Source organism: Myceligenerans pegani, from assembly GCF_014892515.1.
In the GTDB taxonomy this organism is placed as follows: domain Bacteria; phylum Actinomycetota; class Actinomycetes; order Actinomycetales; family Cellulomonadaceae; genus Myceligenerans; species Myceligenerans pegani.
Window position 1 is genome coordinate 53,001 of the sequence record NZ_JADBGR010000107.1, and the last position, 24,876, is coordinate 77,876.

25 protein-coding genes are annotated in these 24,876 nt (G+C 72.5%); 11 read left to right on the plus strand and 14 right to left on the minus strand.

What is annotated here, in order from left to right:
• From IIE03_RS21020 to IIE03_RS21035, 4 genes are all read right to left on the minus strand, one after another.
• Positions 1-912 carry a carbohydrate ABC transporter permease gene (locus tag IIE03_RS21020; protein WP_192864728.1) on the minus strand — a complete coding sequence of 304 codons (912 nt, stop codon included), beginning with the start codon at positions 910-912 and terminating at the stop codon, positions 1-3.
• On the minus strand, positions 909-1,802 hold the full coding sequence (locus tag IIE03_RS21025) for a carbohydrate ABC transporter permease (protein ID WP_318843111.1): 894 nt from the start codon (positions 1,800-1,802) through the stop codon (positions 909-911). Before IIE03_RS21025 ends, IIE03_RS21020 begins: the two co-directional genes overlap by 4 nt.
• The gene (locus tag IIE03_RS21030; protein ID WP_192864729.1) at positions 1,799-3,112 is read right to left on the minus strand and encodes an ABC transporter substrate-binding protein; all 1,314 of its coding nucleotides are present in this window, start codon (positions 3,110-3,112) and stop codon (positions 1,799-1,801) included. Before IIE03_RS21030 ends, IIE03_RS21025 begins: the two co-directional genes overlap by 4 nt.
• Before the next feature lie 86 nt (positions 3,113-3,198).
• Positions 3,199-3,735 (minus strand): GNAT family N-acetyltransferase, encoded by a 537-nt coding sequence (locus IIE03_RS21035; RefSeq protein ID WP_192864730.1) that lies wholly within the window; start codon positions 3,733-3,735, stop codon positions 3,199-3,201.
• Positions 3,736-3,796: 61 nt separating this feature from the next.
• On the opposite strand from IIE03_RS21035, the gene IIE03_RS21040 reads away from it, so the two are divergent.
• Positions 3,797-4,396 carry a TetR/AcrR family transcriptional regulator gene (locus IIE03_RS21040; RefSeq protein WP_192864731.1) on the plus strand — a complete coding sequence of 200 codons (600 nt, stop codon included), beginning with the start codon at positions 3,797-3,799 and terminating at the stop codon, positions 4,394-4,396.
• Here IIE03_RS21040 and IIE03_RS21045 read toward each other — a convergent pair.
• Positions 4,356-5,735 carry a hypothetical protein gene (locus tag IIE03_RS21045; RefSeq protein ID WP_192864732.1) on the minus strand — a complete coding sequence of 460 codons (1,380 nt, stop codon included), beginning with the start codon at positions 5,733-5,735 and terminating at the stop codon, positions 4,356-4,358. The two genes, IIE03_RS21040 and IIE03_RS21045, sit on opposite strands and share 41 nt — an antisense overlap.
• 116 nt (positions 5,736-5,851) lie before the next feature.
• On the opposite strand from IIE03_RS21045, the gene IIE03_RS21050 reads away from it, so the two are divergent.
• Entirely contained in the window at positions 5,852-6,598 is a 747-nt protein-coding gene (locus IIE03_RS21050; protein WP_192864733.1) for a class I SAM-dependent methyltransferase, read from the plus strand.
• 57 nt (positions 6,599-6,655) lie between these two features.
• Positions 6,656-7,432 (plus strand): hypothetical protein, encoded by a 777-nt coding sequence (locus IIE03_RS21055; RefSeq protein WP_192864734.1) that lies wholly within the window; start codon positions 6,656-6,658, stop codon positions 7,430-7,432.
• Positions 7,433-7,501: 69 nt separating this feature from the next.
• On the opposite strand, the gene IIE03_RS21060 is transcribed toward IIE03_RS21055, so the two are convergent.
• The gene (locus IIE03_RS21060; protein ID WP_192864735.1) at positions 7,502-8,749 is read right to left on the minus strand and encodes an RICIN domain-containing protein; all 1,248 of its coding nucleotides are present in this window, start codon (positions 8,747-8,749) and stop codon (positions 7,502-7,504) included.
• 74 nt (positions 8,750-8,823) lie between these two features.
• Positions 8,824-10,314 carry an RICIN domain-containing protein gene (locus IIE03_RS21065; RefSeq protein ID WP_192864736.1) on the minus strand — a complete coding sequence of 497 codons (1,491 nt, stop codon included), beginning with the start codon at positions 10,312-10,314 and terminating at the stop codon, positions 8,824-8,826.
• 181 nt (positions 10,315-10,495) lie between these two features.
• Here IIE03_RS21065 and IIE03_RS21070 point away from each other — a divergent pair, with 181 nt between their 5' ends.
• The 6 genes from IIE03_RS21070 to IIE03_RS21095 all read left to right on the plus strand — a co-directional run bounded on the left by IIE03_RS21070 (position 10,496) and on the right by IIE03_RS21095 (position 16,406).
• Positions 10,496-10,876: a nuclear transport factor 2 family protein gene (locus tag IIE03_RS21070; RefSeq protein WP_192864737.1), complete on the plus strand. Its 381-nt coding sequence runs from the start codon at positions 10,496-10,498 to the stop codon at positions 10,874-10,876.
• Positions 10,877-10,930: 54 nt separating this feature from the next.
• A complete protein-coding gene (locus IIE03_RS21075; protein ID WP_192864738.1) occupies positions 10,931-11,491 on the plus strand; it encodes a hypothetical protein in 561 nt (186 codons plus the stop codon).
• A gap of 136 nt (positions 11,492-11,627) precedes the next feature.
• Complete coding sequence (locus IIE03_RS21080) at positions 11,628-13,109, plus strand: MFS transporter (RefSeq protein WP_225998128.1); 1,482 nt, start codon at positions 11,628-11,630, stop codon at positions 13,107-13,109.
• On the plus strand, positions 13,106-14,377 hold the full coding sequence (locus tag IIE03_RS21085) for an FAD-dependent monooxygenase (protein WP_192864739.1): 1,272 nt from the start codon (positions 13,106-13,108) through the stop codon (positions 14,375-14,377). Before IIE03_RS21080 ends, IIE03_RS21085 begins: the two co-directional genes overlap by 4 nt.
• Positions 14,374-15,720: a sensor histidine kinase gene (locus tag IIE03_RS21090; RefSeq protein WP_192864740.1), complete on the plus strand. Its 1,347-nt coding sequence runs from the start codon at positions 14,374-14,376 to the stop codon at positions 15,718-15,720. The genes IIE03_RS21085 and IIE03_RS21090 overlap by 4 nt, the downstream gene beginning before the upstream one ends.
• Complete coding sequence (locus IIE03_RS21095) at positions 15,717-16,406, plus strand: LuxR C-terminal-related transcriptional regulator (protein ID WP_408632861.1); 690 nt, start codon at positions 15,717-15,719, stop codon at positions 16,404-16,406. The genes IIE03_RS21090 and IIE03_RS21095 overlap by 4 nt, the downstream gene beginning before the upstream one ends.
• Before the next feature lie 70 nt (positions 16,407-16,476).
• On the opposite strand, the gene IIE03_RS21100 is transcribed toward IIE03_RS21095, so the two are convergent.
• Positions 16,477-17,298, minus strand: a complete 822-nt coding sequence (locus IIE03_RS21100; protein WP_192864741.1) for an SDR family NAD(P)-dependent oxidoreductase — start codon at positions 17,296-17,298, stop codon at positions 16,477-16,479.
• A gap of 134 nt (positions 17,299-17,432) precedes the next feature.
• Here IIE03_RS21100 and IIE03_RS21105 point away from each other — a divergent pair, with 134 nt between their 5' ends.
• Positions 17,433-18,395 (plus strand): AraC family transcriptional regulator, encoded by a 963-nt coding sequence (locus IIE03_RS21105; RefSeq protein WP_318843112.1) that lies wholly within the window; start codon positions 17,433-17,435, stop codon positions 18,393-18,395.
• 49 nt (positions 18,396-18,444) lie between these two features.
• On the opposite strand, the gene IIE03_RS21110 is transcribed toward IIE03_RS21105, so the two are convergent.
• Positions 18,445-19,170 carry an SDR family oxidoreductase gene (locus IIE03_RS21110; RefSeq protein ID WP_192864742.1) on the minus strand — a complete coding sequence of 242 codons (726 nt, stop codon included), beginning with the start codon at positions 19,168-19,170 and terminating at the stop codon, positions 18,445-18,447.
• Positions 19,171-19,271: 101 nt separating this feature from the next.
• Here IIE03_RS21110 and IIE03_RS21115 point away from each other — a divergent pair, with 101 nt between their 5' ends.
• Positions 19,272-20,153, plus strand: a complete 882-nt coding sequence (locus IIE03_RS21115; protein ID WP_192864743.1) for a helix-turn-helix transcriptional regulator — start codon at positions 19,272-19,274, stop codon at positions 20,151-20,153.
• Here IIE03_RS21115 and IIE03_RS21120 read toward each other — a convergent pair.
• The 5 genes from IIE03_RS21120 to gap all read right to left on the minus strand — a co-directional run bounded on the left by IIE03_RS21120 (position 20,116) and on the right by gap (position 24,857).
• Complete coding sequence (locus tag IIE03_RS21120) at positions 20,116-20,823, minus strand: response regulator (protein ID WP_192864744.1); 708 nt, start codon at positions 20,821-20,823, stop codon at positions 20,116-20,118. The two genes, IIE03_RS21115 and IIE03_RS21120, sit on opposite strands and share 38 nt — an antisense overlap.
• Complete coding sequence (locus IIE03_RS26920) at positions 20,820-22,040, minus strand: histidine kinase (protein WP_192864745.1); 1,221 nt, start codon at positions 22,038-22,040, stop codon at positions 20,820-20,822. The genes IIE03_RS21120 and IIE03_RS26920 overlap by 4 nt, the downstream gene beginning before the upstream one ends.
• 23 nt (positions 22,041-22,063) lie before the next feature.
• Positions 22,064-22,837, minus strand: a complete 774-nt coding sequence (locus IIE03_RS21130) for an ABC transporter permease (RefSeq protein ID WP_192864746.1) — start codon at positions 22,835-22,837, stop codon at positions 22,064-22,066.
• Positions 22,834-23,751, minus strand: a complete 918-nt coding sequence (locus IIE03_RS21135; RefSeq protein WP_192864747.1) for an ABC transporter ATP-binding protein — start codon at positions 23,749-23,751, stop codon at positions 22,834-22,836. The genes IIE03_RS21130 and IIE03_RS21135 overlap by 4 nt, the downstream gene beginning before the upstream one ends.
• A 107-nt stretch (positions 23,752-23,858) precedes the next feature.
• A complete protein-coding gene (gene gap, locus IIE03_RS21140) occupies positions 23,859-24,857 on the minus strand; it encodes a type I glyceraldehyde-3-phosphate dehydrogenase (protein ID WP_192864748.1) in 999 nt (332 codons plus the stop codon).
• Positions 24,858-24,876 lie beyond the last annotated feature (19 nt).

The following is a 24,876-nucleotide window of genomic DNA, read 5'->3' on the forward strand; positions in this document are numbered from 1 at the left end:
TCACTTGAGCCCGGTGTTCGCGACGCCGGTGGCGATCTGCTTCTGGAAGATCAGGAACAGCACCAGCACGGGCACGGTCGAGACCACGCCCATCGCGAGGATCAGGTTGAAGGGCACCGTCAGCTCCGCGTTGAAGCGCGCGAGCGCGACCGGGAGCGTGTAGACGACCTCGCTCTGCGCCACGACGAGCGGCCACAGGAAGTCGCTCCAGCGCCACATCACCGAGAAGATCGCGACCACCGCGAGCGCCGGCGTGCACAACGGCAGCACGATCGACACGAAGGTGCGGAACTCGCCGGAGCCGTCGACGCGTGCCGCCTCGATCAGCTCGTCGGGGATGGACAGCATGTACTGCCGCAGCAGGAACACGCCGGTGGGGGTGGCGGCCGCGGGGATGATCATGCCCCAGAGGGTGTTGACCAGGCCGAGCGACGCGACGACCTGGTACACGGGGATGAGGATCACCTGGAGCGGGATCATGATGGTGGCGAGGGTGAGCAGGAAGAGCGTGTTCTTGCCCCGGAAGTTGTACTTCGCGAGGGCGTAGGCCGCCATGGAGTTGATCACGAGGGTGAGCAGGGTCGCGAGGACGGTGACGACGACGCTGTTGGTGAGGTAGAGGGTGAAGTCGAAGCGGTCGAGCGCCTCGGTGTAGTTCGTCGGTGCCCAGGACTCGGGGAGGAAGGTCGGCGGGCGTTGCGCCAGTTCGGTCGGCGACTTGAACGAGCCGAGGAACATCCACAGGAGCGGGACGACGCAGGCGAGTCCGCCCGCGGTGAGGACGACGACGCGCAGGGCGTCGGAGAGTCGTACGGGCTTGGCCTTCGTCGTCGTCCAGGTGCGCCTGCGGCCGTCGTCGGGGGCGATCAGCCGGGGTCCGACGGGTCGCGACCCGGTGCGGGGCTCGTTCATACGGCCTCCCTCCGGCGGCTGATCAGCCAGTTGGCCAGGGTCAGGGTGAACACCACGAGGAACAGCAGGACGCCGCCGGCGGTGGCGATCCCGTACCGGATGGGCGACTGGAAGCCGTTCTCGTAGATGTACTGGACCATCAGCGTCGTCGCGCCGACCGGCCCGCCGCCGGTGAGGGTCCAGATGAAGTCGAAGGACTGGAAGCCGTGGATCGTGGCGAGGACCACGACGACGACGATGGTCGGCTGCAGCATGGGGATCGTGATGACGCGGAACTGGTCCCAGGCGCCCGCGCCGTCCATCCGGGCCGCCTCGTAGAGGGTGGGGTCGATCGACTGGAGGCCGGCGAGCAGGATGAGCATGTAGAAGCCCACCTGCATCCACATGCCGACGGCGACGATCGAGACCATCCCCCATGCGCCGTCGACCAGCCAGGGCACGGGCGGGATCCCGGTCGTGGACAGGGCGTTGTTCACGAGGCCGTTCTGGCGGTCGAGCATCCAGTTCCAGATGAGGCCGACGACGACGGGCGAGACGAGCACGGGGACGAAGTAGACGGCGCGGAAGAGCGTTCGTCCCCGCCGCTGGGCGTTGATGAGGACGGAGATGACGATCGCGAGCACCGTGCCGAGCACCACGTAGGAGGTGGCGAAGACGGCCGTGTTGCGCACGACGCCCCAGAACTCGCCGGAGGTGAGGATGCGCTCGTAGTTCCCGAGGCCCTCCCACGCGAACACGCGCCCGTTGCTCGACGAGTACAGCGACATGTTGAAGCCGTTGAGCGCCGGGTAGATCGTGAACACGGCGAAGATCACCATGTTGGGGAGCAGGAACAGGTACGGCGCGAGCCGGATGCCCCAGCCTCCCGTGCGGGTGGCGGCGGCCGTCACGAGCTCGTTTCCTCCACGAGGACGTCGATCTGCTCGCTGAGGTCCTCGAGGGCGGGGCGGAGCTCCTTCTGCCCGTCGACGACGGCCGAGACCTCCTCGACCAGGGCATCGGCCGACGGGCTGAACGCCGGGTTCCCGTTCGCCTCGAACCCGCTCTCGGGGGTGACGGCGAGGTCGGCGAGGAAGGTGTCCATGGCGGCCTGCGCGGCCTCGTCGGTGTAGGTGACGCCGTTGGCGGAGAGGTCGGTGCGCGTCGGGAGCTGCCCGCTGACGCTGACGAACTCCTCCTGGTGCTCGGCGTCGTTCATGAACCGGATGAACTCGGCCGCGAGAGCCGGGTTCTCGGCGTCGGCGAAGGAGGCCATGTACTTGCCGCCGGGGAAGCCGCCGCACTCCTCCGCACAGGGGTTCGGGGCGGCGGCCCAGTCGAAGGTCGCCTCGCCGGCGAACTGACCGACCTGCCAGTTGCCGGACAGGTAGATCGGGGTCTCGCCGGCGAGGAAGATCTCGTTGGCGCCCTCGTAGCGGGTGCCGGAGCCGAGCCAGAAGTCCCGGGGCATGTCGTCGTCGGCCATCAGGTCGACGAGGGGTCGCAGGGCGGCCTCGGCCTTGTCGATGTCGAGGGCGTTGCCGCCCGAGTCGACGAGCTGGGTGCCGTACTCGCTGAGCACGGTCGAGAGGCGGTGCCCGGACTTGTCCATCGCGAAGGCGTACGGGACGCCCGTGGCGTCCTGCACCTCCTGCGCGGCGTCGATCATCTCGCCCCAGGTCCACTCGTCGGGCACGTCGACGCCGGCCTCCTCGAAGAGGTCGACGTTGACGAAGGGGCCGTTCATCGTGAGGTCGCTGGGGACGGCGACGAGCTGGTCCTCCGCGTTGATGGCGCCCGAGACGGGGCCGGGCAGGAACTCGTCGCGGTAGTCGTCGCCGAGGTAGGGGTCGAGCACGAGCAGGTCGTCGCGGAAGTCGGTGAGGCTGGTCAGGCGGACGACGTCGGGCGGGTTGCCGCTGGAGAGGCGGTTCAGGGTGGAGGTCACGAGGTCCGCGTAGGGCAGCACCTCCAGCTCGACCGTCACGTCGTACTGCTCCTCGAACTCGGCGATCAGGTCGCGCGTGGCCTGTTCGTCCGGCCCGTCGGTGAAGTACAGGTACTGCAGGGTGAGGCCCGCGAAGTCCTCCGGGGCGAGTTCCTGGACCTCCTGCTCGCCGCTGCTCTCGCCCTCGAGCTCGCCGGGCGCGCAGCTCGCGGTCAGCAGGGCGACCGATCCCAGGGCGATGCCCGCCAGGGCGCGCAGTTGTCTCGTGGCCATGGTTCCCCCTTGTTGGACTGTCGGCGATGACGGTCACGGGGAGCGTATCGCGCGCCTATTCGATCGGGAAGCGTTTGCCGAGGTGGTCACGCTCCCACGTTGACGGCGCTGTTCGAGTCGAGGTCAAGGGTCCAGTTCTGGCCGACGAGGTCGTGGCCGAAGCTGTGGCGCTGCTCCTCGTCGACGACGACGAAGCCGGCCGCCTCGTAGATCCGGTGCGCCGAGGCGAGGTTGCCGGTGGTGAACAGCGTGATCCGGCGGTAGCCGGCGGTCCGGGCGAGGTCGACGCACTCCTGGACCAGCCGCGTGCCGAGGCCCAGACCTCGTGCCCGGGGCGTGACGAGGAGCACCCGGAGCCTGGCGACCTCGGGGATCTCTCCCGCGACGAGGAGGACGCATCCCGCGCGCTCGCCGTCGACCTCGGCGATCCACGCCGCCTCCCGTGCCGGGTCGTGGGCCTCGGCGTAGTCCGCGACGATCCTCGCGACCATCGCCTCGAACTCGGCGTTCCAGCCGAACTGCTCGTGGTAGATCTCGCCGTGGGCCATGAGCACCCAGCCCAGGTCGCCGGGGCGGTCGGCCCGGCGGATGGTGACGTCCGGGTTCTGCGGCTCTCGCGTCATGGTTCCTCCAGCGGTCCCGATCTACTGACACAGTCGTTTCAGTAGACGATAGGCTAGGCACGTGACGGAGGAATCGACAAGACCCTCGGCCCGCAGGACGGAACTGCTGGAGGCCGCCTACGCCTACGCGCTCGAGCACGGCCTGACCGACCTGTCGCTCCGGCCCGTCGCGGCCGCCGTCGGCTCCAGCCCCCGCGTGCTGATGTTCCTGTTCGGCAACAAGGACGGGCTCGTGCGAGCGCTGCTGGCGCGCGCCCGCGCCGACGAGGTGGCCCTCGTCGAGCCGCTCCGGGACCGTCAGGCGGAGGCGATCGGACTGGAGGCGGCGGTGGAGCGGGTCTGGGCGTGGCTCGCCGACCCGAAGCACCGGCCGCTCCTGCGGCTGTGGGCGGAGGCGTACGCGCGCTCCCTCGTCGAGCCCGACGGCGCGTGGGCGGGCTTCGCGGAGGCGACCGTGCGGGACTGGCTCGGCGTGCTCGCCGGGTGCCAGCCGGAGAACGAGCGGGACACCGCGGACGGCGTGGCACGGCGGACGCTCGCGCTCGCGGTGCTCCGGGGAGCGCTGCTCGATCTGCTCGCCACCGGGGAGACCGAGCGGGTGGGGGCGGCGGTGCGCGGCGTCACCGGCGGCGGAGGCTGCGCCGGGCCCGCCACGACATGATGCCGAAGATGGAGAAGCCCGCCAGGATCATCGCGGCGATCCACAGGTAGACGGGCCAGTAGGTCGCGACGTCCCAGGCGGACGCGTTCCTGTCGACGTCGATCGAGTTCATCCCCAGGTACCCGAACAGCACCGTCACCGGGACCGCCACGGTGGACAGGAACGCGACCACCACGCCCCATCGCAGCCTGCGGGCGTCGTCGGCCATGCGGTGAATCGTCTCCAGGGCCGTGGCCTCCGACCGCACGGCGTTGGCGAGCTGGTCGAGCATGTGGGCGACCTTCACCGCGTTGGCGTTCAGCCCCATGCTCTCCGTCAGGGCCGAGTGGAAGCTGCTGATGCGCAGCGAAGGCACGCGCAGGCTCACGTCGCAGACGCCCTCGACGCCGAACGTGAGCCGGAGCTGGAGATCGCCGAGCCGGTCCGCGGTCTGCTCGAGCTCGTCCTGGCGGTCCCGGGGGTCGGCCGCGACCTGGACCTTCTCGAACGACTTCGACATCGCGAACGCCGCGTCGCTGATCTGCGCGAGCGCCACGAGAGCCGAGAGGGCCTCCACGGCCGACACGAACGCGGCGTTGTCCTCGTCGTGGCTCAGACGGTCGTCGCCGCTCTTGAGGCCGAACAGGACGCTGACGTACGGGCCGACGGCGACGGTGGCCTCGGGCCCGCGGTTGACCTCGGGCGGGAAGTGGATGCTGCTGTAGTCGACGTCGATCGCGTGGTCGTACCGGTAGATGATCCGGCGCACGAGATCCTTCCCGTCCCGCTTGAAGACGTGCCCCAGCCGCGGGCCCACGACGAGCTGGTGCCGGTAGGGCCCGAGGACGCCGTCGCCGGTCGTGGCCGAGCGCTCCGCGGCGAGTGCCGCCAGCGTCGAGCTGAGCGGGTCCCCGTCGACGTTGACCGCGAGGCTGTACAGGTCGTCGAGCAGCGTGATCAGGTCGAGCTGCCGGAGCAGGTTCCCCTTGCGCGGCGCGCCCGAGTCCGCGGTGTCGAGCTCGATCGTCACGGCGGGCACCACGAGGCCCGTCGGAGCGACGAAGAGCCACACCCGGGCGCCGGTGATGTGGTCCATGTGCGTCCACGTCGTGAAGCGGAGGGTGGCCGGGTCGAGATCGATCACCGCCGCGACCCGCGGCATGCGGCCGCTGTTGCGCTCGTAGTGGGTCGCGAGCCCGCCCATCTCCAGCCGCTCGGTCACCGGCCCGGCGTCGTCGAACGACATCAGCCAGTCCGTGCCGTACAGGCTCGTGATCCGCAGCAGACGTTCGCCCGTCACCGGAGCGAGCTCGATCGTGAGCCGCGGCGCTCCGTCGCGTTCGTCACCTTCGTCTGGCATGGGCGCCATGATGATGGCGGCGGCGCAGCAGGTCAACGCCCGAAACAGCAGATCGATCCGTGGCATCGACCCGAATACGGTTGCGGTCGGGACTCGCCGGGCTGGAGGCTGCGCTCATGAGGACGTTTGACGAGCTGGTCACCGAGGCGGAGACCGCGGATGTCGCCGGCTGGGACTTCGGCTGGCTGGACGGGCGGGCGACGGAGGAACGGCCGCCGTGGGGCTACGCGCGACTGCTGGCCGAGCGGCTCGGCGGGGTCCGGTCCGCGCTGGACATCGACACCGGCGGCGGCGAGGTGGTCGCCGAGGCCCAGGTCCTCCCTCCGCGGATGGTCGTCACCGAGGGCCGGCCGCCCAACGCCGAACGGGCCCGCGCCCTGCTCGGACCGCGCGGCGTGCAGGTCGTCGAGTCCGACGGCGGTCCCCTGCCCTTCGCCGATCGGTCGTTCGAGCTCGTCACCGCACGCCATCCCGTCCGCCCCGACTGGGACGAGATCCACCGGGTCCTGGCGCCCGGCGGACACTACTTCGCGCAGCACGTCGGACCGTCGTCGGCCTTCGAGCTGATCGAGTTCTTCCTCGGGCCGCTTCCCGAGACGCGCGGCGACCGCCACCCGGATCGCGAGGTGGAGGAGGCGGAGCGGGCGGGCCTCGTCGTCGAATCGCTGCGGACCGCGCGCTGCCGCATGGAGTTCCACGACGTCGGCGCCGTGGTGTGGATCCTGCGCAAGTGCGTGTGGTGGGTGCCGGACTTCACCGTCGCCCGGTACGCCGGCAAGCTCCGCGAGCTCGACGAACTGCTCCGCGGCGGCGAACCGTTCGTCGCCCACTCGACCCGGCACCTCATCGACGCCCGGCGCTGAGCACGCATCGGTCCCGACCACCGACAACCTTGCCCTGACCTGCTGCGTCATAGAGTCATGCGACACACACGTAGACGCACGATCCTTCTGACCGCCGGCGTCGTCGTCGGCCTGACCACGGGCACGGCGGCCGTCGCCGCCGCCGTCTCCGGCCCGTCTCCGGCGGACGAGACCACCGCCCTGGCCTCCGAGACCGCCGAGCAGGAGGCGGCCGGAGCTGACCTGTCGATCGAGATCGACCCCGCCGAGGCCGCCGAGCTCGAGGCCGCCATGGCCGCCCAGTCCGACCTTTCCGACCTCACCGAGGACGAGCGGGCCGCAGAACTCGACGAGTCGGACGGGTCCGACGAGCCCGAGTACGTGGAGACCCCGATCGAGCTCGGCGACCCCACGCCGGGCGCCACCGACGACTGGCAGACCACCGAGACCGCCGGCGTCGGCTACGCGGTCCCGGCCGACTGGACCGGCAGCGAAGCCGTGGGCGACGGCGGCAGCGGCCACGAGTGGCGGTCCGCCGAGCTCGCCGGGTCCAACCCGTTCGACGATCACTGGCGGATCCTGGTCCAGTCGCCCTTCGTGTCCCAGGAGATGCCCGACCCCGCCGAGCTGAACGAGATCGGCTACCACGCGTCGTCCATCGAGATCGAGGGGGCGTCCGAGGCGGTCCTCGTGGCCGCACAGGGCGGGGTCGAAGGATCGGCCGGGCACATCGACTTCGAGGTCTACGTCCGCTCGGCGAGCACGGGCGTCGTCACCCGGTTCATGGGTGAGCTGCCCCCGGGCGAGGAGGGCCAGTTCTTCCTGGACAACTTCGTGCCCACGATCCAGCCCTGACCGAAGTCCGCACAACCCGATGACCGGGGCGGGTCCTGGGACTGCTCCCAGGGCTCGCCCCGGCCCGCGCTACCGGACGTGATCCGCGATCGGCAGGGACAGCGCGGCCGCGCCCTCCGAGACGATGCGCGCCATCTGTTCGGCCCCGTGGTCCGAGAAGTGCGTGTTGTCGGTGATCCCGTCGGGGTAGGCCGGGTACTCGCCGGGGCTCAGGTGCATGAACACGTCCTTGGCCGCCTCGGGACCGATCGCGTCGAGGTACGCCCGCGAGCGTGCCGACAGGTCGATCATCGCGACGCCGGTCTCGTCGACCAGCTCGTACACCTTGTCGACGTAGTCGGGGAACGAGACCCGGAACCGACCGTTCGAGTCGTAGTCGCGCCGGGAGACTGGCGTGAGCAGGACCGGCGTGGCGCCGCGCGCGGTCGCACCGGCCATGTAGTCGTCGCGCAGGTACCGCTTGTAGTCCTCGGGCGGGGTGTACCGCTCGGGGTTGCCCGAGCTGGCGTCGTTGTGCCCGAACTGGACGAACAGGTAGTCGCCCGGCTGGATGGCGTCCAGGATCGTGTCCAGTCGCCCCTGCTCGATGAACGAGCGCGACGAGCGCCCGCCGATGGCGTGGTTGGCCACGGTCGTGTTCGCGTCGAAGTAGTTCGCGAGCTTCTGGCCCCAGCCCGTCATCGGGTAGCGCGAGGAGTTGTAGGTCTGGGCGGTCGAGTCCGAGGCGATGTAGATCGTCGGCGTCCCGTCCGCCGGCGGAGCGCCGACGGCGATCGCCCGCCACTGCTGGTTGGCGCCGCCGTTGTCGTCGTACTGCGAGATCCGGTCGCCGGCGGTGGTGGACCGTTCCCACACGTCGAGGGCCTTGCCGGAGTTGCGGTTGACGAAACGCAGGTACGTGCCGTCGTCGACGATCCGCCACTGCTGGTTGGTGCCGCCGGTCGCGCTCCACTGGACGACGTCGGCCCCGTTCGCGGTGCTCCTGGCGGAGACGTCGAGCAGCAGGTTCGAGTGGCGGGCCTGGATCTCGTAGTAGCCACCGCCGGCGTCGAGGAAGCGGAACTGCTGGTTGGTCGCGTCGGTGCGGTTCCACTGCACGAGCATCGCGCCGGCCGACGTCGACCTCCCCTCGATGTCGAGGACCAGGCCGGAATGCCGGGACTGCAGGACGTACCAGGTACCGGTCCGGAACGCCGCGTGCGCCGGGGAGGCGGCGAGGAGGCCGCCGGCCGCCGCGGCGGCCCCGGCCGCGAGACCGAACACCGACCTGCGAGTGACTCCGGCCCCGAGCAGGCCATGGGTTTCGGGAGTGCGCATCTGTGCTCCAGGTGTATGAGGGGTGGGCCTCGGCGCCGTCGCCGAGGCCCACCAGGGAGGAATCGCGCCCTGTGCTACAGGTACTGGTCGATGACCGGGGCCAGCAGGCCGGCGATCTTCCGGTGACCGGCGTCGGTCGGGTGCACGTTGTCGTGGGTGTCGGCGGCCGGGTCGACCCAGCCGCTCGTGTCGACGAAGTGGACCCGCGTGTCACCGGCGTCGACGCGTGCCTGGACCGCGTTCCGCGTCTCGGTCACGTACCGGTTCCGGAAGACGCCCATCGCGAAGATCTCGGCGTTCGGGTACGCCTGGCGGACCCGCTCCAGCATGACGACGTAGTTCCGCTGGAACTCGGGGGTGGAGACGCCGTGCCCGACGTCGTTGGTGCCGAGGTTGATGACGACGGCGGTCGCCTGGTAGGTGGAGAAGTTCCAGTCGTCGCGGTCCACCCAGGCCGACGAGCGGCGGAACCAGTCCATCATCCCGTAGCAGCCGTCCGAGGTGCTGACCAGGCACGCACCGCCCTGGGCCACCTGCGTGTGCCCGGCGCCGAGCGCCTCGCCCACCAGGTACGGGTAGGCCGTGAAGGGCCGGTTCCCGTTGGGCTGTCCGACGGTGATCGAGTCGCCGATGAACTCGATGAAGTCCGCCGGGCGCGCGAGCGACGTCGTCGAGCCGCCCGAGGCCAGGTCGAACCCGCCGAACGCCGGGTCACCGGTGTACGACCCGGCCCGCTCGCGGAATCCGATGCGGACCGTGTGGGTGCCGCCGCCGAGGCCTGAGGCGATGGTGACGTCCCCCGACACGCCTCGCCGCCACTGCTCGGCCGCGCCGTCGACCGAGTAGTACATGTCGATGGTGCCCCGCAGGTGGACGCCGATCGAGGAGCCGGTGAAGGCGGCCTCGACGTAGCCGCCGGCCCAGCCCATCGTGCGCCAGGAGCCGTCGGTGGCCCAGCGGCCGTAGTACTGGAGGTTCGGGTCGGAGACCGAGCCGTCGCCGGACGCACCGCCGTCGTCCCCGACGGGGATCAGCCGCCAGCGCTGCGCGGCCGAGCCGTTGCGGTCGTACTGCGAGACGCGGTCCCCGGCGGTGGTGGACCACTCCCAGTTGTCGAGGGCCTTGCCGGAGTTGCGGTTGACGATCTCGTAGGAGCCGTCGGACTGCTCGTTCAGCTGCCACTGCTGATTGGTGCCGCCGTTGGCCGGCCACTGGAGGACGTCGGCGCCGTTCTCGGTGCTCCTCGCGGAGACGTCGAGGACCTGACCGCTGTGCCGGGCCTCGATGCGGTGGTACCCGCCGCCGGCGTCGACGAAGCGGAACTGCTGGTTGGTGGCGTCGGTGCGGGTCCACAGCAACGCCGCGGCCCCGTTGGCCGTCGACCGGCCCTCGATGTCGACCGCGAGCCCGGAGTGCTCGTTGACGATCGCGTACCAGGTGCCGGGGGTGACGGCCGCGGTGGCCGGAGGGGCGAAGCCGGGCAGACCCGCCGCGACGAGGATCGCGCCGATCGAGGCGGCGATCCAACGCAGGGGGTTCTTCCGTCGGGAGGAGGGAGGGCGCAACGGTCGCTCCGATCTCGTCGATACGTCATTGTGAATCGATACAACGAACGGCTCAGGCTAGCTCGTACATCGTTGAAGTCAAGGCTCCGCGAGACCACCTAATCGTTTCAACCAGCCGAAACCCGCCCACCGCCGGACCCACGGCGGTCTCGTTGTCGGTGTCCCGGCCTACGGTGCGGCCATGACCGCACACGAATACCGCCGCACGGTCGAGGCCCTGTGGTCCGCCGCCGAGGCCCGTGACTGGACCACCTATGCCGGGTTCTTCGACGACGACGTCGTCGTCGACATGCCGCCGACCCGCGAACGCGTCGTCGGCCGCGACGCCTGGGTCCGGTTCAACTCGGAGTACCCGGACGAGTGGCACGCCGAGGTCCGGCGCGTCGTCGCGGACGACGACGGCGCGGTCTCCTGGGTCGAGGTCCACGTGGGCGAGGGGTCCGAGACCGGCATCTCGTTCTTCACGTTCGACGACGCCGGCAAGGTCGCGGCGATCCGCGACTTCTGGCCGGTCGCGTACGACCCGCCCGCGGGACGCGAGCACCTGGTCGAACGCTACTGACGGCGCGGCGGCACGTGGGCCCCTCCAGGGGTCGCGCTCTGCCACGATGGCCCGATGAGCCGACGTGACCTGCGGATCAGCCTGGACGACGCCACCTGGCGCGGACTGCACGCCCTCGCGGAGATCTACCACGCGACGCCGGAGCGCATGGTGCGCAGCTGGGCGGAGAGCGAGGTGGCCACGCGGCTCGGCCAGCTGCTCGCCGGCATGCCCGCCGAGCTCGTCGTCCCTTCGGTGGGCACGTTCGTCGAGGTCCCGGCGCCCGCCGAGCACCGGTGCTGGACGATCGGCGGCTATCGACCGCCGGGCACCGAGGAGTCGCTGACCACGAGTGTGATGGTGGCCTCGGGTGAGCTACCGCCGGATCTCTCCTTCGTGGCCCGGACGATGCGACGGTGGTCCGAGCACGGCGCGCTCGCGCGCGGTACCGCCGTGGCGCGGCTGGGGCCGGCCGACGGCGCGGCCCTGGGCGACCCCGAGCTGACCTTCCGCTCCGGGCGGCGCTGGACGGTCCGCCTCGTCCGGCCCGACGCGTCCGGCCGGACCGGGCGTGGCGTGCTGGTCGAGTTCGACGGCGCGAAGGTGACCGGCGTCGAGGACCTCACCAGCCGATGAGACCCGCCGTTCGACGTCGTACCTGATCGCGACGAGCGAATGAGCGCGACGGCCCGGGCAGGCCGAGGGACAGCCCTACCCCCTCCGGGGGCGCGCACGGTGTCCCGGCCGCCCGGCCTCGCGAAAGCCTTGCGGCATGGCAACCAAGAATCTCGACCGGGTCACGCCACACGCGGACGCGATGCCCGCGGCCGAATCGCACACCCGATGGAACGCCCGCCTCGTCGGCCTCGTGGCCGTCCTGGCTCTCGTGAACTTCGTGGTCGATTCAGCCGTGACCGCACCGCTGCTCGTGCTTCCCGAGATGCTCGACCACTTCGGTACCAGCCAGGCGGCGTGGCTCAATGCCACGGCGATGCTGGCGGGGGTGATGTGGGCGCCACTCCTCGGCAGGAGCGCCGACATCCACGGCAGGCGCAGAGTACTCGTGCTGACGCTGCTCATCAGCGCCGCGGGCGCCCTCGTCTGCGCGATGGCACCCAACATCTGGGTGTTCGTGGCGGGGCGCATGCTGCAGGGGGCCGCCCTGGCCGCCATGTTCCTCTCCGTCGCCATCGTCCGAGGGGTCACCGCACCGCGCCTCGCGATGCTCGTCGTGGGCATCGTGACCTCCGGTTCCGCCGCGCTGAACATCGCTTCCCGGTTCCTCGTCGAGCAGCTGGCCGTGGAGTTCGGCTTCCAGGTCCTGTTCGTCATCGCCGGGATCGTCGCGATCGCGATGGCGGTCTGCGTACGCTGTCTGGTCCCCGAGTCCCCGGTCAGGACGCCGGGCTCGATCGACGTGGGCGGCGCCCTGCTCCTCGGCGGAGGCCTCGCCGGCGTGCTCGGCTACATCAGTCTGGCGGCGGATCTCGGCTGGTTCACCGCCGGCCCGCTCGCCCTCCTCGCCGCCGGTGCCGCAGCGCTGATCAGGTGGTTCCGGGTGTCGAGCCGGAAGCCCGACGCCCTCATCGACCTGCGGGACCTCGGGCGGCCGCTGATCCTCACCCTCCTGGTCGTCTTCCTCGCCGCGGGGTCGTACCAGAGCATGCTCCAGCTCCTCCCGCTCCTCGGCGACGTCTCCGCGCACCAGGAGCTCGGGTACGGCCTGGCCGACCAGGGCTCGGTGGCGCTGCTCCTCGCGGCGCCGGGAATCGGCGCCACGCTCGGCGGGCCGGCGGCCGGGTGGCTCGCCACGCGCCTCGGCACCGCCCGGACCCTCGCCGGGGCGGTCGTGCTCGGCTCGGCCGCGACCGCCGGCATGTTCCTCGGCGCGTCGCAGCTCCCCGCCGCGCTCTGCTGCGGGTTCCTGCTGGGCGTGACGGTCGGGGCGCTCGGCACGGCCGGCTTCAACATGGCGGGCAGCCTGGCGCCTCCGGAACGTCAGGGCATCGTGTCGAGCCTCGTGATGGTGATGGTCTCGATCGGGGCCGTCGTCCTGAATTTCGTGGGGGCAGCGGTGCTCACCTCGACTGCCACGCCCGCCACCGGGGAGCAGGTGAGCTCGGCCGTCGGCGTGCTCGCGTACATCGGGATCGCCTCCAGCGCGTTCCTCATCGCCGCGGTCCTCGCCGTCGTGCTCGTGCGCACGACCGGCCGCGGGCGCCGGTACTCGGGCGGGGAGCGTGAGGGACGATGACGAGAAACGGATCGACGACCGTCCTGGTGTCCGGCGCGAGCGTCGCGGGTCTCACCCTCGCGTCCTGGCTGCGCCGGTACGGGTTCACGGTGACCGTGGTGGAGAAGTCCGCCGCGCCGCGGACCGGCGGGTACCCGATCGACGTCCGGGGCACCGCGGTGGAGGTGGCCCGCCGGACGGGAATCCTGCCGCGGCTCCACAAGGCACACATCGAGTCGCGCCGGATGACCTTCCTCGACGCCGGCGGTGCCGCGGTGGCGGTGCTGTCTCCGCAGGTGGTGGCCGGCGGGGTCGAGGAGCGCGACGTCGAGCTGCCCCGCGGCACGCTGACCGGCATCCTGTACGAGACCGTCCGGGACGAGGCGGAGTTCGTGTTCGACGACTCCGTCGAGGGCCTGGCCGAGCGCGACGGCGGCGTCGACGTCACGTTCCGCAGCGGCACCCGGCGCAGCTTCGACCTGGTGATCGGGGCGGACGGCCTGCACTCGCGGACGCGCGAACTCGTCTTCGGCCCCGAGCAACGGTTTCACCGCTACCTGGGGTACTGCTTCGCGATCTTCACCATGCCCGACCGCTGGGGACTCTCCCGGGAGGTCGTGATGTGGAACGCGCCCGGCCGGGCGGCGGCCCTCTACGCCGTCGGGGACCGCGACGACCTGCACGGGTTCCTCACGGTCGCGCATCCGGAACCACCCCTGCCCGTCCGCCGCGACCCGGTGGCGATGCGCGAACTCGTCACCGCGGCCTTCGCCGGCGACGGCTGGGAGATCCCGGCCGTGCTGGACGCCATGAGGGACGCGAGCGACGGATTCCTCGACACGGTGAGCCAGATCCGGATGCCGCGCTGGTCCGCCGGCCGGGTCGCGCTCGTGGGCGACGCCGCCTTCGCGCCGTCGTTCCTGACCGGACAGGGGACCAGCCTCGCCCTCGTCGGGGCCTACATGCTCGCCCGGTCGCTGGCCGTCCACGACGACCACGCCACCGCCTTCGCCGCGTACGAGCGCGACGTCCGCCGATTCGTCGAGCTGAACCAGGCTCTGGTCGGACAAGGCGATGCCGCGCTCTTCCCCGCCACGGCAGAGGCGCTGGAGCGGCGCAACCAGAGGCTCCGCGGCCTCGCCACCGCGCCGCCGAGGGCCGGGCGCCCGGCCCACACCGCACTGGCCCTCCCCGACGCGGCAATCCAGAACACGGGGGACAGCCCTACCACCCGGCAGGGCGCACACCCTGACGCGGCGACCCGCCCACGAGGGAGCGTGGCACCATGACGACCATGACCCACGACCGGCCCGCGGGACTCGGGGCGGTGCCCGGTCGGCGGCTCCTCGGCGCCCCGCTCTCCCCCGGCACGTGGCGCTCGTACGCCTACCTGTGGCTCGTGCTGCTCCTGGCACCCCTCGCGCTCGGCTACGTGCTCCTCACCGTGCTGCTCTCGGCGGCGACGGCGGTGACCGTCGTCGGGCTGTACGGCGCCGGGTGGCTCGTGGGCGGCGGACGACTGTGGGGTGCCGTCTACCGTGGGCTGGCGAGCCGGCTTCTCGGCGTGGACGTCGCCGCGCCCCTCCCCCGGCGCCCGCGCCGGGGGCCGTGGCGGACGCTCGCCGACGCCGCGGGCTGGCGGTCGATGCTGTTCATGGTCGCGTCGATCCCGCTGGCGCTCGCCGGACTCGTCGTGAGCACGGCGTTCCTCGTGATGGGGCTCGGCAGCGTCACCTACTGGTCGTGGCACCGCCTCCTGCCGGCGGAGCTGGCCATGGACGACTCGTGGCACACCCCGGGAGGGCTCGCGGTCGTCGCGGCCGGCGGCCTCGCCCTGGTCCTCCTCTGGCCCTGGGTCGTGCGACTGGCCGTGGTCCCGCTGACCCTCCTGACCGGCGCGCTGCTCGGGCCGACGCCGTCGAGCCTGCGCATCGCCGAGCTGGAGCGGTCGCGGGCGGGCACCGTGCAGGATGCCGACGCCCGCCTGCGCCGCATCGAGCGGGACCTGCACGACGGCACCCAGGCACGCCTCGTCGCGGTCGGCATGCAGCTCGGCGAGGCACGCGAGTTGCTGGCCGCCGGGGACCCGGCCACGGTCGCGGATCTCCTCGAGATCGCGCACGCCTCCACCAAGGACGCGCTGACCGAGCTGCGCGAGCTCGCGCGCGGCATCCACCCGCCCGCCCTGGACAGCGGGCTGTCCGTCGCCCTGGAGACCCTCGCCTCGCGAGCGCCCCTACCCGTCGGGGTGCACGTCGGCCCCGACGTCGAGGCCCCCGGCCGCCTGGCTCCCGCGATCGAGTCGATCGTGTACTTCTCGATCGCGGAGCTGGTCACCAACGCCGCCAAGCACGCCCGTGCGTCGCGCATCGACGTGCGGATCGAGGCGGCCGACGGCGACGCCGTGCGGATCCGCGTCCGGGACGACGGCCACGGCGGCGCGACCGTGGTCCGGCCCGACGGATCCGGGCTGCGCTCCGGCCTGGCCGGCCTCGCCGAGCGGGTCCGGTCGGTCGACGGCGTGTTCGACCTGTCCAGTCCGGCCGGCGGGCCGACGGTCGTGACCATGAGCCTCCCCGCGATGCGCGCCGCGGCGGACGCGGCGGCCCGGCCGCAGGACGGCACGTCGTGACCGGGCCGGCCGCGACGCCGCCGAGTCCCCTGCGGGTCGTGCTCGCGGAGGACACCGCGATCCTGCGCGACGGCCTCGTCGCGCTGCTGACCCGCCGCGGGCACGAGGTGACCGCCGTCCCGGACGGCGAGCGCCTGGATCGCGAGGTCACCCGGCTCGCGGCGGACGGGACCCCGCCCGACGTCGTCGTCGCCGACATCCGCATGCCGCCCGCCTTCACCGACGAGGGCCTGCGCGCGGCGGTGGTGCTCCGTGCCCGGTACCCGGGGCTGCCCGTCCTGCTCTTCTCCCAGTACGTGGAGACGCGGTACGTGGATGCGCTCCTCTCGGACGACGCGCGTGGCGTCGGCTACCTGCTCAAGGACCGCGTCCTCGACGTGGGGGAGTTCGCCGAGGCGCTCGGGCGCGTGGCCGGCGGCGAGACGGTGCTCGACCCGGAGGTGGTCTCCCAGCTGATGGGTCGCCGGGACCGGCACGACGGGCCGGCCGGACTGACCGCCCGTGAGCGCGAGGTGCTCGCCCTCATGGCGCAGGGCCGTTCCAACGGCGGCATCGCGCGGGAGCTGTACGTCTCCCCGAAGACCGTGGAGAAGAACGTCGCCACGATCTTCCAGAAGCTCCGCATCCCGCACGACGCCGCGGACCACCGCCGGGTGCTGGCCGTGCTGCGCTACCTGAGGGAATAGGTCAGGTCGTCGCTCGCGCCCGCGGCGAGTCGCGCCCACCGCGCGATCGGCCGGCCGGGCTCAGCGCAGCTCAGCGCAGACGTGTCGCGATGAGGCCGCCGTCGACGTCGATCGTCGCGCCGAACACGAACTCGCCCTCGTCGGAGACGACATAGCGGACGGCGCGTGCGATGTCGATCGGGCGCACCGCGACGCCGGCGGGCGTGGCCTCGGACATCGCGGCGAGCTGCGCGTCGGCGTGCGCGTTCCCCGGCGTCGCCGTCCCGCCCGGCGCGACGCCGGCCACGCGGACGCCACGCGGCCCGTACTCGGCGGCCCACGCGCGGGTGAGCTGCTCGATCGCCGCCTTCGTCGCCGGGTAGAGCGCCATCAACGGCACGCCCACCCGCCCCATCCACGACCCGATGTTCACGACGACGCCGCCGCCGCGCTCCACCATCGCGGGCGCGAGCTGCGCCATGAGCACGTGGGGCGCCCGGATGTTGGTCGCGAGCACGGCGTCGAGGACGTCGTCGGCCACGCCCTCCGTCGGACCGGCCGGGTACACGGCGGCGTTGTTCACGAGGATGTCGACCCGGCCGCCGAGGGCCTCCGTGGCGCGCCGTGCGAAGTCCCGCAGCTCGTCGGGCGCGGCGGCGAGGTCGGCGGTCACGGCCGTCGCCCGCTCGCCGCGGGCAGTGACGATGTCCACCACCCGGGCCGCACGCTCGGCGTCCCGGCCCGTGACGACGACGTGCGCCCCCGAGGCCGCCAGCACGCGCGCGATCGCCTCACCGATCCCGCTGGACGAGCCGGTGACGATCGCGGTGCACCCGGCGAGCCGGTCGTCGGACGGGAGGGCGGACAGGAGGTGTTCGTTCGATGTTCGCTGGTCCAGTGCGTTCGATGTCATGCTCCCACCGTCACACCGGCCGGGCGGGCGTGGTTGCCTGATCACGTCAGATCCTTGCCGGCTTCGGGCGCACCCCGGCGTGCGTGGCGCCCGTGGCGTTCAATGGTGCGGTGACGGATGCAGGAACCGATGCAGTGACCGATGCAGTGACCGACGCGGTGGACGCGCACCTGGACCGAGCCGCCGCCGGCGTCCGGCGACACCTGGGCAACCCGGCACGCGCCGAGGCCCTGGGGCTGCGGCTCAGCCGGGTCGAGGAACTCACCGGACTCTCCTACCAGCACTACACGCCGTCGCTGGCGATGGTGCTCAGCGGGCGCAAGCGGTCGATCGTCGGCGAGCACGACCAGCGCTGGGGCCGCGAGCACTTCCTCATCACGCCTGTCGACCTGCCGGTCTCGGCCGGGGTCGTCGAACTGGACACGCGCGGCGAGTTCCTCTCCGCGATCTGGCGGCTCGACCCCGCGATCGTGAGCGAGGTGGCGGGATCGATGGCGCGTACGGCCGGACCGACGCCGGACGAACCGCCCCGCCTGGGCACCTGGACCCCGCAGCTCGCCGACGCCGTCGCGCGATTCCTCGGGCTCCTCGACGCCCCCGAGGACATCCCGGTGCTCGCGCCGCTCCTCACACGCGAGGTGGTGCTGCGCCTCCTGCAGACCGAGCAGGCACCACGGATGCTGGCCGCCGTCGGCACCCCACGCAGCGGGATCGTGGTGCGCGCCATCGAGGCGCTCAACGACTCGATCGACAAGCCGTGGTCGCTCGCACGCCTCTCGACGGCCGTGGGGGCCAGCCCGTCCACCCTGGCACGGCGCTTCAAGCAGGTCACCGGGATGACCCCGCTGCACTACCTCAAGCGGCTCCGCCTCGGCGAGGCGCAACGGCGGATGGTCGTGCTCGGCGAGTCGGCCGGCCAGGCCGCCGGCGCCGTCGGATACCTGAGCGCCTCGCACTTCTCCCGCGACTACCGCGCCGCCTACGACGCGACGCCGGCGGCGGACGCCGCCCGGGTGCGGGCCCGCCTCCGCTCCGTGGCCGCGGCCGGATACCGTGGTGACGTACCGGCGATCCGCGAAGCAGCTGAACAGGAGTGAGGAATCATGGCGGCAGACCTCGACCTGCTGCGGCGCGGTGCGGCGGGCGTCAGCGCTGGCGGGCCGGGCGGACGACGATCTCGTTGACGTCGACGTCCGCCGGCTGGTCGACGGCGTAGGCGACGGCACGCGCGATCGCGTCCGGGGAGATGGCGTGGGCGCGGTAGGCGACCATCGCCTCGGCGGCGCCGGGCTCGGTGATCGAGTCGGCGAGCTCGGAGGTGACCACCCCCGGTGAGACGGTCGTGACGCGGATCGAGGGGTCGCTCTCCTGCCGCAGGCCTTCGGTGATGGCCCACTGGGCGTACTTGGTGCCCGAGTAGACGGCGCCGGTGGGGACGACCTCGTGGGCGCCGACGCTCGCGATGGTGACGAAGTGGCCCGAGCCCTGTGCGGTGAAGTGCGGCAGCGCCGCGGCGATGCCGTGCAGCAGGCCGCGGACGTTCACGTCGATCATCCGGTCCCACTCGTCGACCAGCAGGGAGTCCAGCCGCGAGAGCGGCATCACGCCGGCGTTGCTCACAAGGACGTCGACGCGCCCGGTGAGGTCCAGGGCCGTCGCGACGAAGGCGGTCAGGTCCTCGCGGTCGGTCACGTCGAGCCGGACGGGGTGCAGGTGGCCGTCGGTGCGCTCGGCGAGTGCCTCGAGCCGATCCAGGCGCCGGGCGCCGGCGACGACGTGATGGCCCGCCTCGGCCAGGCGCGCGGCGACGGCCTCGCCGATCCCGCTGCTGGCGCCGGTCACGAGGACGGTCTTCGGTGCTGTGGTGTTCATGTCCACCACGATGAGGATCGCCGGGCCGCCGCGGGAGGCCGCCGCTCTCGTGGGAGTGACGCACCCAGGATGTTCCCGCCGGCCCGGCCTACGATGCCGACATGGCTTCCTCCGAGCTCGGCGACTACCTCCGCGCCCGCCGCGCCGCGATCCGGCCGGACGAGGTGAACCTCCCCTCGTACGGGTCACGGCGCGTCCCGGGCCTGCGGCGGGAGGAGGTCGCGCTGCTGGTCGGGGTGAGCGTCGACTACTACGTGCGGCTCGAGCAGGGCCGTGAGCGCAACCCGTCGGCACAGGTCGCCGACGCGTTGTCGAGCGCGCTGCGGCTGGACGAGGACGGTCGCCGGCATCTGTTCCGGCTGGCCGGGCTGAGCCCGCGGGCCCGCCCGGCCGCGGTACCCGACCGGGTCGACCCCAGCCTGCTGCAGCTCATGGACGCCTGGCCCGGCAACCCCGCCGTCGTCTACAACCGCGCCTACGACGTGCTGGCGTCCAACGTGATCGGGGACGCGCTGTTCCACGACTGGGCCCATTCGCGCAACCTGATGCACGTCGTGTTCACCGACCCGACCGCGCGGACGTTCTACCAGGACTGGTACGACGTCGCCCGCAACTCCGTGGCGGGGTTCCGGCTCGGGTACGGCGAGGCCCCCGACGACCCGCGGGTCCAGCACGTGCTCGCCGAGCTGCTCGACGCGAGCCCCGCGTTCGCGCGCCTGTGGACCGGCCACGACGCCCGCGGCAAGACGCTGGAGGCCAAGCGCTTCCGGCATCCCGCCGTCGGACCGCTGACGCTGACGATGCAGACCTTCGACGTGCGGTCGAGTCCCGGCCAGGCGCTCGTCGTCTACCACGCCGAACCCGGCTCCCCCAGCGGCGAGGCGCTCGCCCTGCTCGGCTCGCTCGCCGCGACGGCACGTTCCTCCGGAGGAGACGCCGGCGCGGTCAGTCCGCGCGGACCAGGCCCGCGCGGAACGCCGTGATCACCGCGTGGACGCGGTCCCGGGCGCCGATCTTCGTGAAGATCCGCCCGACGTAGTTCTTCACGGTCGACTCGGCCAGCAGGAGCTCGCGGCCGATCTCGGTGTTGGTCATCCCGGACCCGATGGCGACGAGGATCTCCCGCTCCCGGTCCGTGAGGCGGCCGACGGCGGCCTGCGCGCGCAGCCGTTCGCCGGAGGCCGTGGCGGGCGCGTCCGCCGTGCGGGCGGCGAGCCGGCCCAGCAGTCGCCGGGTGGCGCTGGGCGCGATGACGGCGTCGCCGGCCGCCACGGCCCGGATCGCGGAGAGCAGGTCGGCGGGCTCGGCGTCCTTGGTGAGGAATCCGCTGGCGCCGGCCTCCAGGCCGGCCAGGACGTACTCGTCGACGTCGAACGTCGTCAGGAGCAGGACCCAGGGGCCGGTGCCGGGGTCGTGCTTGGCCGCGACGATGCGACGGGTGGCGGCGATGCCGTCCAGACGGGGCATGCGGATGTCCATCAGCACGACGTCGGGCCGCAGCCGCTCGGTGTGCTCGACCGCCTCGTACCCGTCGGCCGCCTCGCCGACGACGGCGATGCCGTCCTGACCACCGAGGAACATCGCGGTGCCCAGGCGCTGCAGCGCCTGGTCGTCCGCGATGAGCACCCTGGTCGTCGTCCCGGCACCGGTCATCGTCGCGGTTCCTCGCTCTCGCCGTCGTTCCCGTCGGCGCCGATGCGCGCCACGACGCTCCATCCGCCTCGCACGGGCCCGGCCTCCAGGGTCCCGCCGTACGTCTCGGCGCGTTCCCGCATCCCGAGAATGCCCTGGCCGGGGACCCCGGCCGGTGTGCGGCCGCCGGGGTCCGCTCCCGCGGGGCCGACGTCGTCCACCCTGACCACGACGTCCGCGCCGTCGCGCCGGATGGCGACGCCGACCCGGCTGCCCGCGGCGGCGTGGCGCAGAACGTTCGTCAGCGACTCCTGGACGATCCGGTGGACCGCGAGCTGCCGGCCCGCCGAGAGTTGCCGCAGGGAGCCCACGCGGCTCAGGGTCACCGGCAGCCCCGCGGCGCGGACGGCCTCGACCAGTTCAGGGATCTCGCGCAGCCCGGGCTGAGGGCTGAGCGCTGCGCCCTCCGCGCTGCGGTCGTGCCGCAGCACGGCCAGGACGCGCCGCACGTCCCGCACCGAGGACCTGCTGACCGCGCCGATCGCGTCGAACGCCGCCGCGGCGTCGTCGGGGGCGTTCCTGACGGCCACCGCTCCCCCGGTGGCCAGCGAGGTGATGACCGAGAGGTTGTGCCCGATGATGTCGTGCATCTCCTGGGCGATCCTCGACCGCTCCGCGACGACGGCGGCGCGCGCCGCCTCCTCGCGCTGCGCCGCCAGTTGCTCGCGCCGGCCGCGGATCTGCAGGCCCAGGAGGAACGACGCGGCGCACATCGCCAGGACGGCGACCGACGCGCGCACCCGCTCCTCCGTGTCGATCGCGCCGCTCGCACCGGCGCCCGCAGGGCTGACGGCGCTCGTCAGGGTGACGAGGCCGACGACCAGGCCGACGACGGCGAACCGCGCGCGTTCACGCAGGCCGCCGTCCCGCAGGCCGACATGGAACAGCAGCACCCAGACGGCGAGGTACGCCCACGGCACGGCGGTCCCGGTGAGCACCGCGGCGACGGCGCCGACCACGACCGCCGACGCCGCGGCGACCAGCGCGGGCAGGGGCCTCCGCCTCCGCAGGACCAGCGCGCCGTGGACGACGACCAGCAGGGCGACGCCGGGCGGGTGCAGGTCGCCGCTCGCGTTCGCGGAGACCGACCCGACCCCGCACGCCAGGGCCACGTCCCAGGACAGCGGGTGGCGCCGGTCGAACGCGCGCACCCGCCGCAGCGGTCCGGTCGTGTCCACGGGCCTCATCGTCACACGACGTGTCAGACGTCGCGGCTCCTCAGGAGCCACCACGACGCGCCGCCCAGCACGCCGATCCAGGCGGCGGCGACGAACGCGGCCGTTCCCGCTCCGTAGGGCTCGGAGGTCAGGCCGCCGGCCCGCAGCACGTCGAGCGCGGCCAGGGGCATGTAGTCCAGCACGCCGGCGAGCGAGTCCGGCAGGAAGGCCGGGAGGATCTGCGGCCCCATCTGGAACACGCCGAAGTAGAGGCAGATGGCGGCGGCCGCGTTGCGGACCAGGCTGCCCAGCACGATCCCGAGGAGAGCACCGTACGGGAGCACGAGCGTGCCGCCGAGCACGCCCCAGAACATGTCGGGGTCGAACAGGGACACCCCGCGCGCCGCCGGAACGGTGCCGGCGAGCTGCAGCAGCCCGTGGAGCAGGACTGAGGTGCAGACGCCGAGCACCGCGGCGACTCCCGTGGCGACGGCCGCCTTCGCCAGCAGCACCCCGGTGCGGCGGGGCGCGGCCACCATCGTGGTACGGATGGAGCCGCTGCTGTACTCGCCGGTGACGCCGAGCACCCCGAACACCACGAGGACGAGCATGCCCACCGGGTAGATGGCGGTCCAGCCGAACGGGATGTCCTGGGCCTCCTCGCTGCCGAGCATCTCGCCGTCGACGATCATGTAGGCGCACAACCCGATCGTGAGCGCGAAGGCCGCGGCGAGCGTGAGCCACAGGGATCGCACCGACCACAACTTCGTCCACTCCGACGCGAGCAGGCCGCGGGCGCTGATGCGCGCCCCGGTCATCGTGCGGCCTCCTGCGGCGTGCGGTACTCCAGGGCGTTCCGCGTGATCCGCATGAACGCCTCCTCCAGGGTGAGGCTGCGGGAGAGCAGCTCGAAGAGGACGACGCCGTGGTCGGCGGCGATCCTGCCGACGTCGCGCGCGTCGAGCCCGTGGACCTCGAGCGTCGCGCCGTCGATCGACGTGACCGTGACGCCCGGTCCCTGCAGCGCCGTGGCGAGGTCGGCGCTCTGCGGGGACACCACACGGACGGTTCCGGCGCCGGCACGCGCGACGAACTCCTGTGCGGTGCCCGCGGCCAGCAGCCGGCCCTGGCCGATCACCACGAGATCGTCGGCGATCAGGGAGAGCTCACTCATCAGGTGCGAGGAGAGGAACACCGTCCGTCCCTCGCGGGCCAGGCCTGCGAGCAGCCGGCGGATCCACAGGACGCCGTCCGGGTCGAGCCCGTTGACCGGTTCGTCGAGCACCAGGACCTGGGGATCGCCGAGCAGGGCGGTCGCCACCCCGAGGCGCTGGCTCATGCCGAGCGAGAAGCCGCCCGCGCGCCGGCGGGCGACCGCGCTCAGGCCCACCAGGTCGAGCACCTCCGCCACCCGGGAGTCGGGGATGCCGTGCGTCCGGGCGACGGCCAGCAGGTGGTGGTACGCGCTGCGCCCGGGGTGGACGGCCCGGGCGTCCAGCACCACGCCGACGTGGCGCAGCGGGTCGGGCAGGTCGCGGTACAGCGTGCCGTCGATCGTGATCCTGCCGCTGGTGGGGCTGTCGAGTCCCACGAGCATCCGCATCGTGGTCGACTTCCCCGCCCCGTTCGGCCCCAGGAAGCCGGTGACCGCCCCGGGACGGACCGCGAAGGACAGGTCCTCCACGGCCCGCTTCTCGCCGTATCTCTTCGTCAGGTGCTCCGCCGTGATCATGCCCGCCACGCTAGGAAGGCGCCGGCGCGAGCGCGTCTGACCGGGGTACCCGATACGGCGGGAGGGGAGGTACCCGGGTCGCAGTACCTGGGCACCTCCCTCGACGGTCAGCCGCGTGCCAGCAGCTCCAGCGTGTCGATCACGCGGTTCGAGAAGCCCCACTCGTTGTCGTACCAGGCCACGACCTTGACATGCCTGCCGTCGGCGCGCACCAGGGCCGCGTCGAAGACCGCCGAGGCCGGCTGGCCGGTGATGTCGCTGGAGACCAGCGGCTCGTCCGAGTAGTCCAGGATGCCCTGGAGCCGGCCCTCGGCCGCGGTGCGGTAGGCGGCGAGCACGTCGTCGCGCGTGACCTCGCGGGACACCGTCGTGTTGAGCTCCACGAGGGAGCCCACCGGGACGGGGACGCGGATGGAGTCGCCGGACAGCTTGCCGTCGAGCTTCGGCAGCACCAGTCCGATCGCCTTGGCCGCGCCCGTCGTGGTGGGCGCGATGTTCACGGCCGCGGCGCGGGCCCGGCGCAGGTCGCGGTGCGGGCCGTCCTGCAGGTTCTGCTCCTGGGTGTAGGCGTGCACCGTGGTCATGAAGCCGTGCTCGATCCCGGCCAGATCGTCCAGCACGGCCGCCAGGGGCGCCAGCGCGTTCGTCGTGCACGACGCGTTCGAGACGATCACGTGCCGGTCCGGGTCGTACGCGCCCGTGTTCACGCCGTAGGCGAGCGTGACGTCGGCGCCGGCGGACGGGGCGCTCACCAGCACGCGTCGCGCGCCCGCGTCGAGGTGCGCGCGGGCGGCGTCCGCCGAGGTGAACCGTCCGGTGGATTCCAGCACGATGTCGACGCCGAGCTCCGCCCACGGGAGCTTGCCGGGCTCGCGCTCCCCGAGGACGCGGAGGCGGCGGCCGTCGACCACGAGCTCCGCGCCGTCCACCTCCACCGGGCGGTTCAGGCGGCCGAGCGCGCTGTCGTACCGGAGCAGGTGAGCGAGGTCGTCCGGGGCCGTGAGGTCGTTGATCGCGACCACGTCGAGGTCGCTGTCGCGCTCGAGGAGGGCACGCAGGGTGTTGCGGCCGATGCGGCCGAAGCCGTTGATGGCGATGCGGGTCATGAAGCCTTCCTTTCGTCGC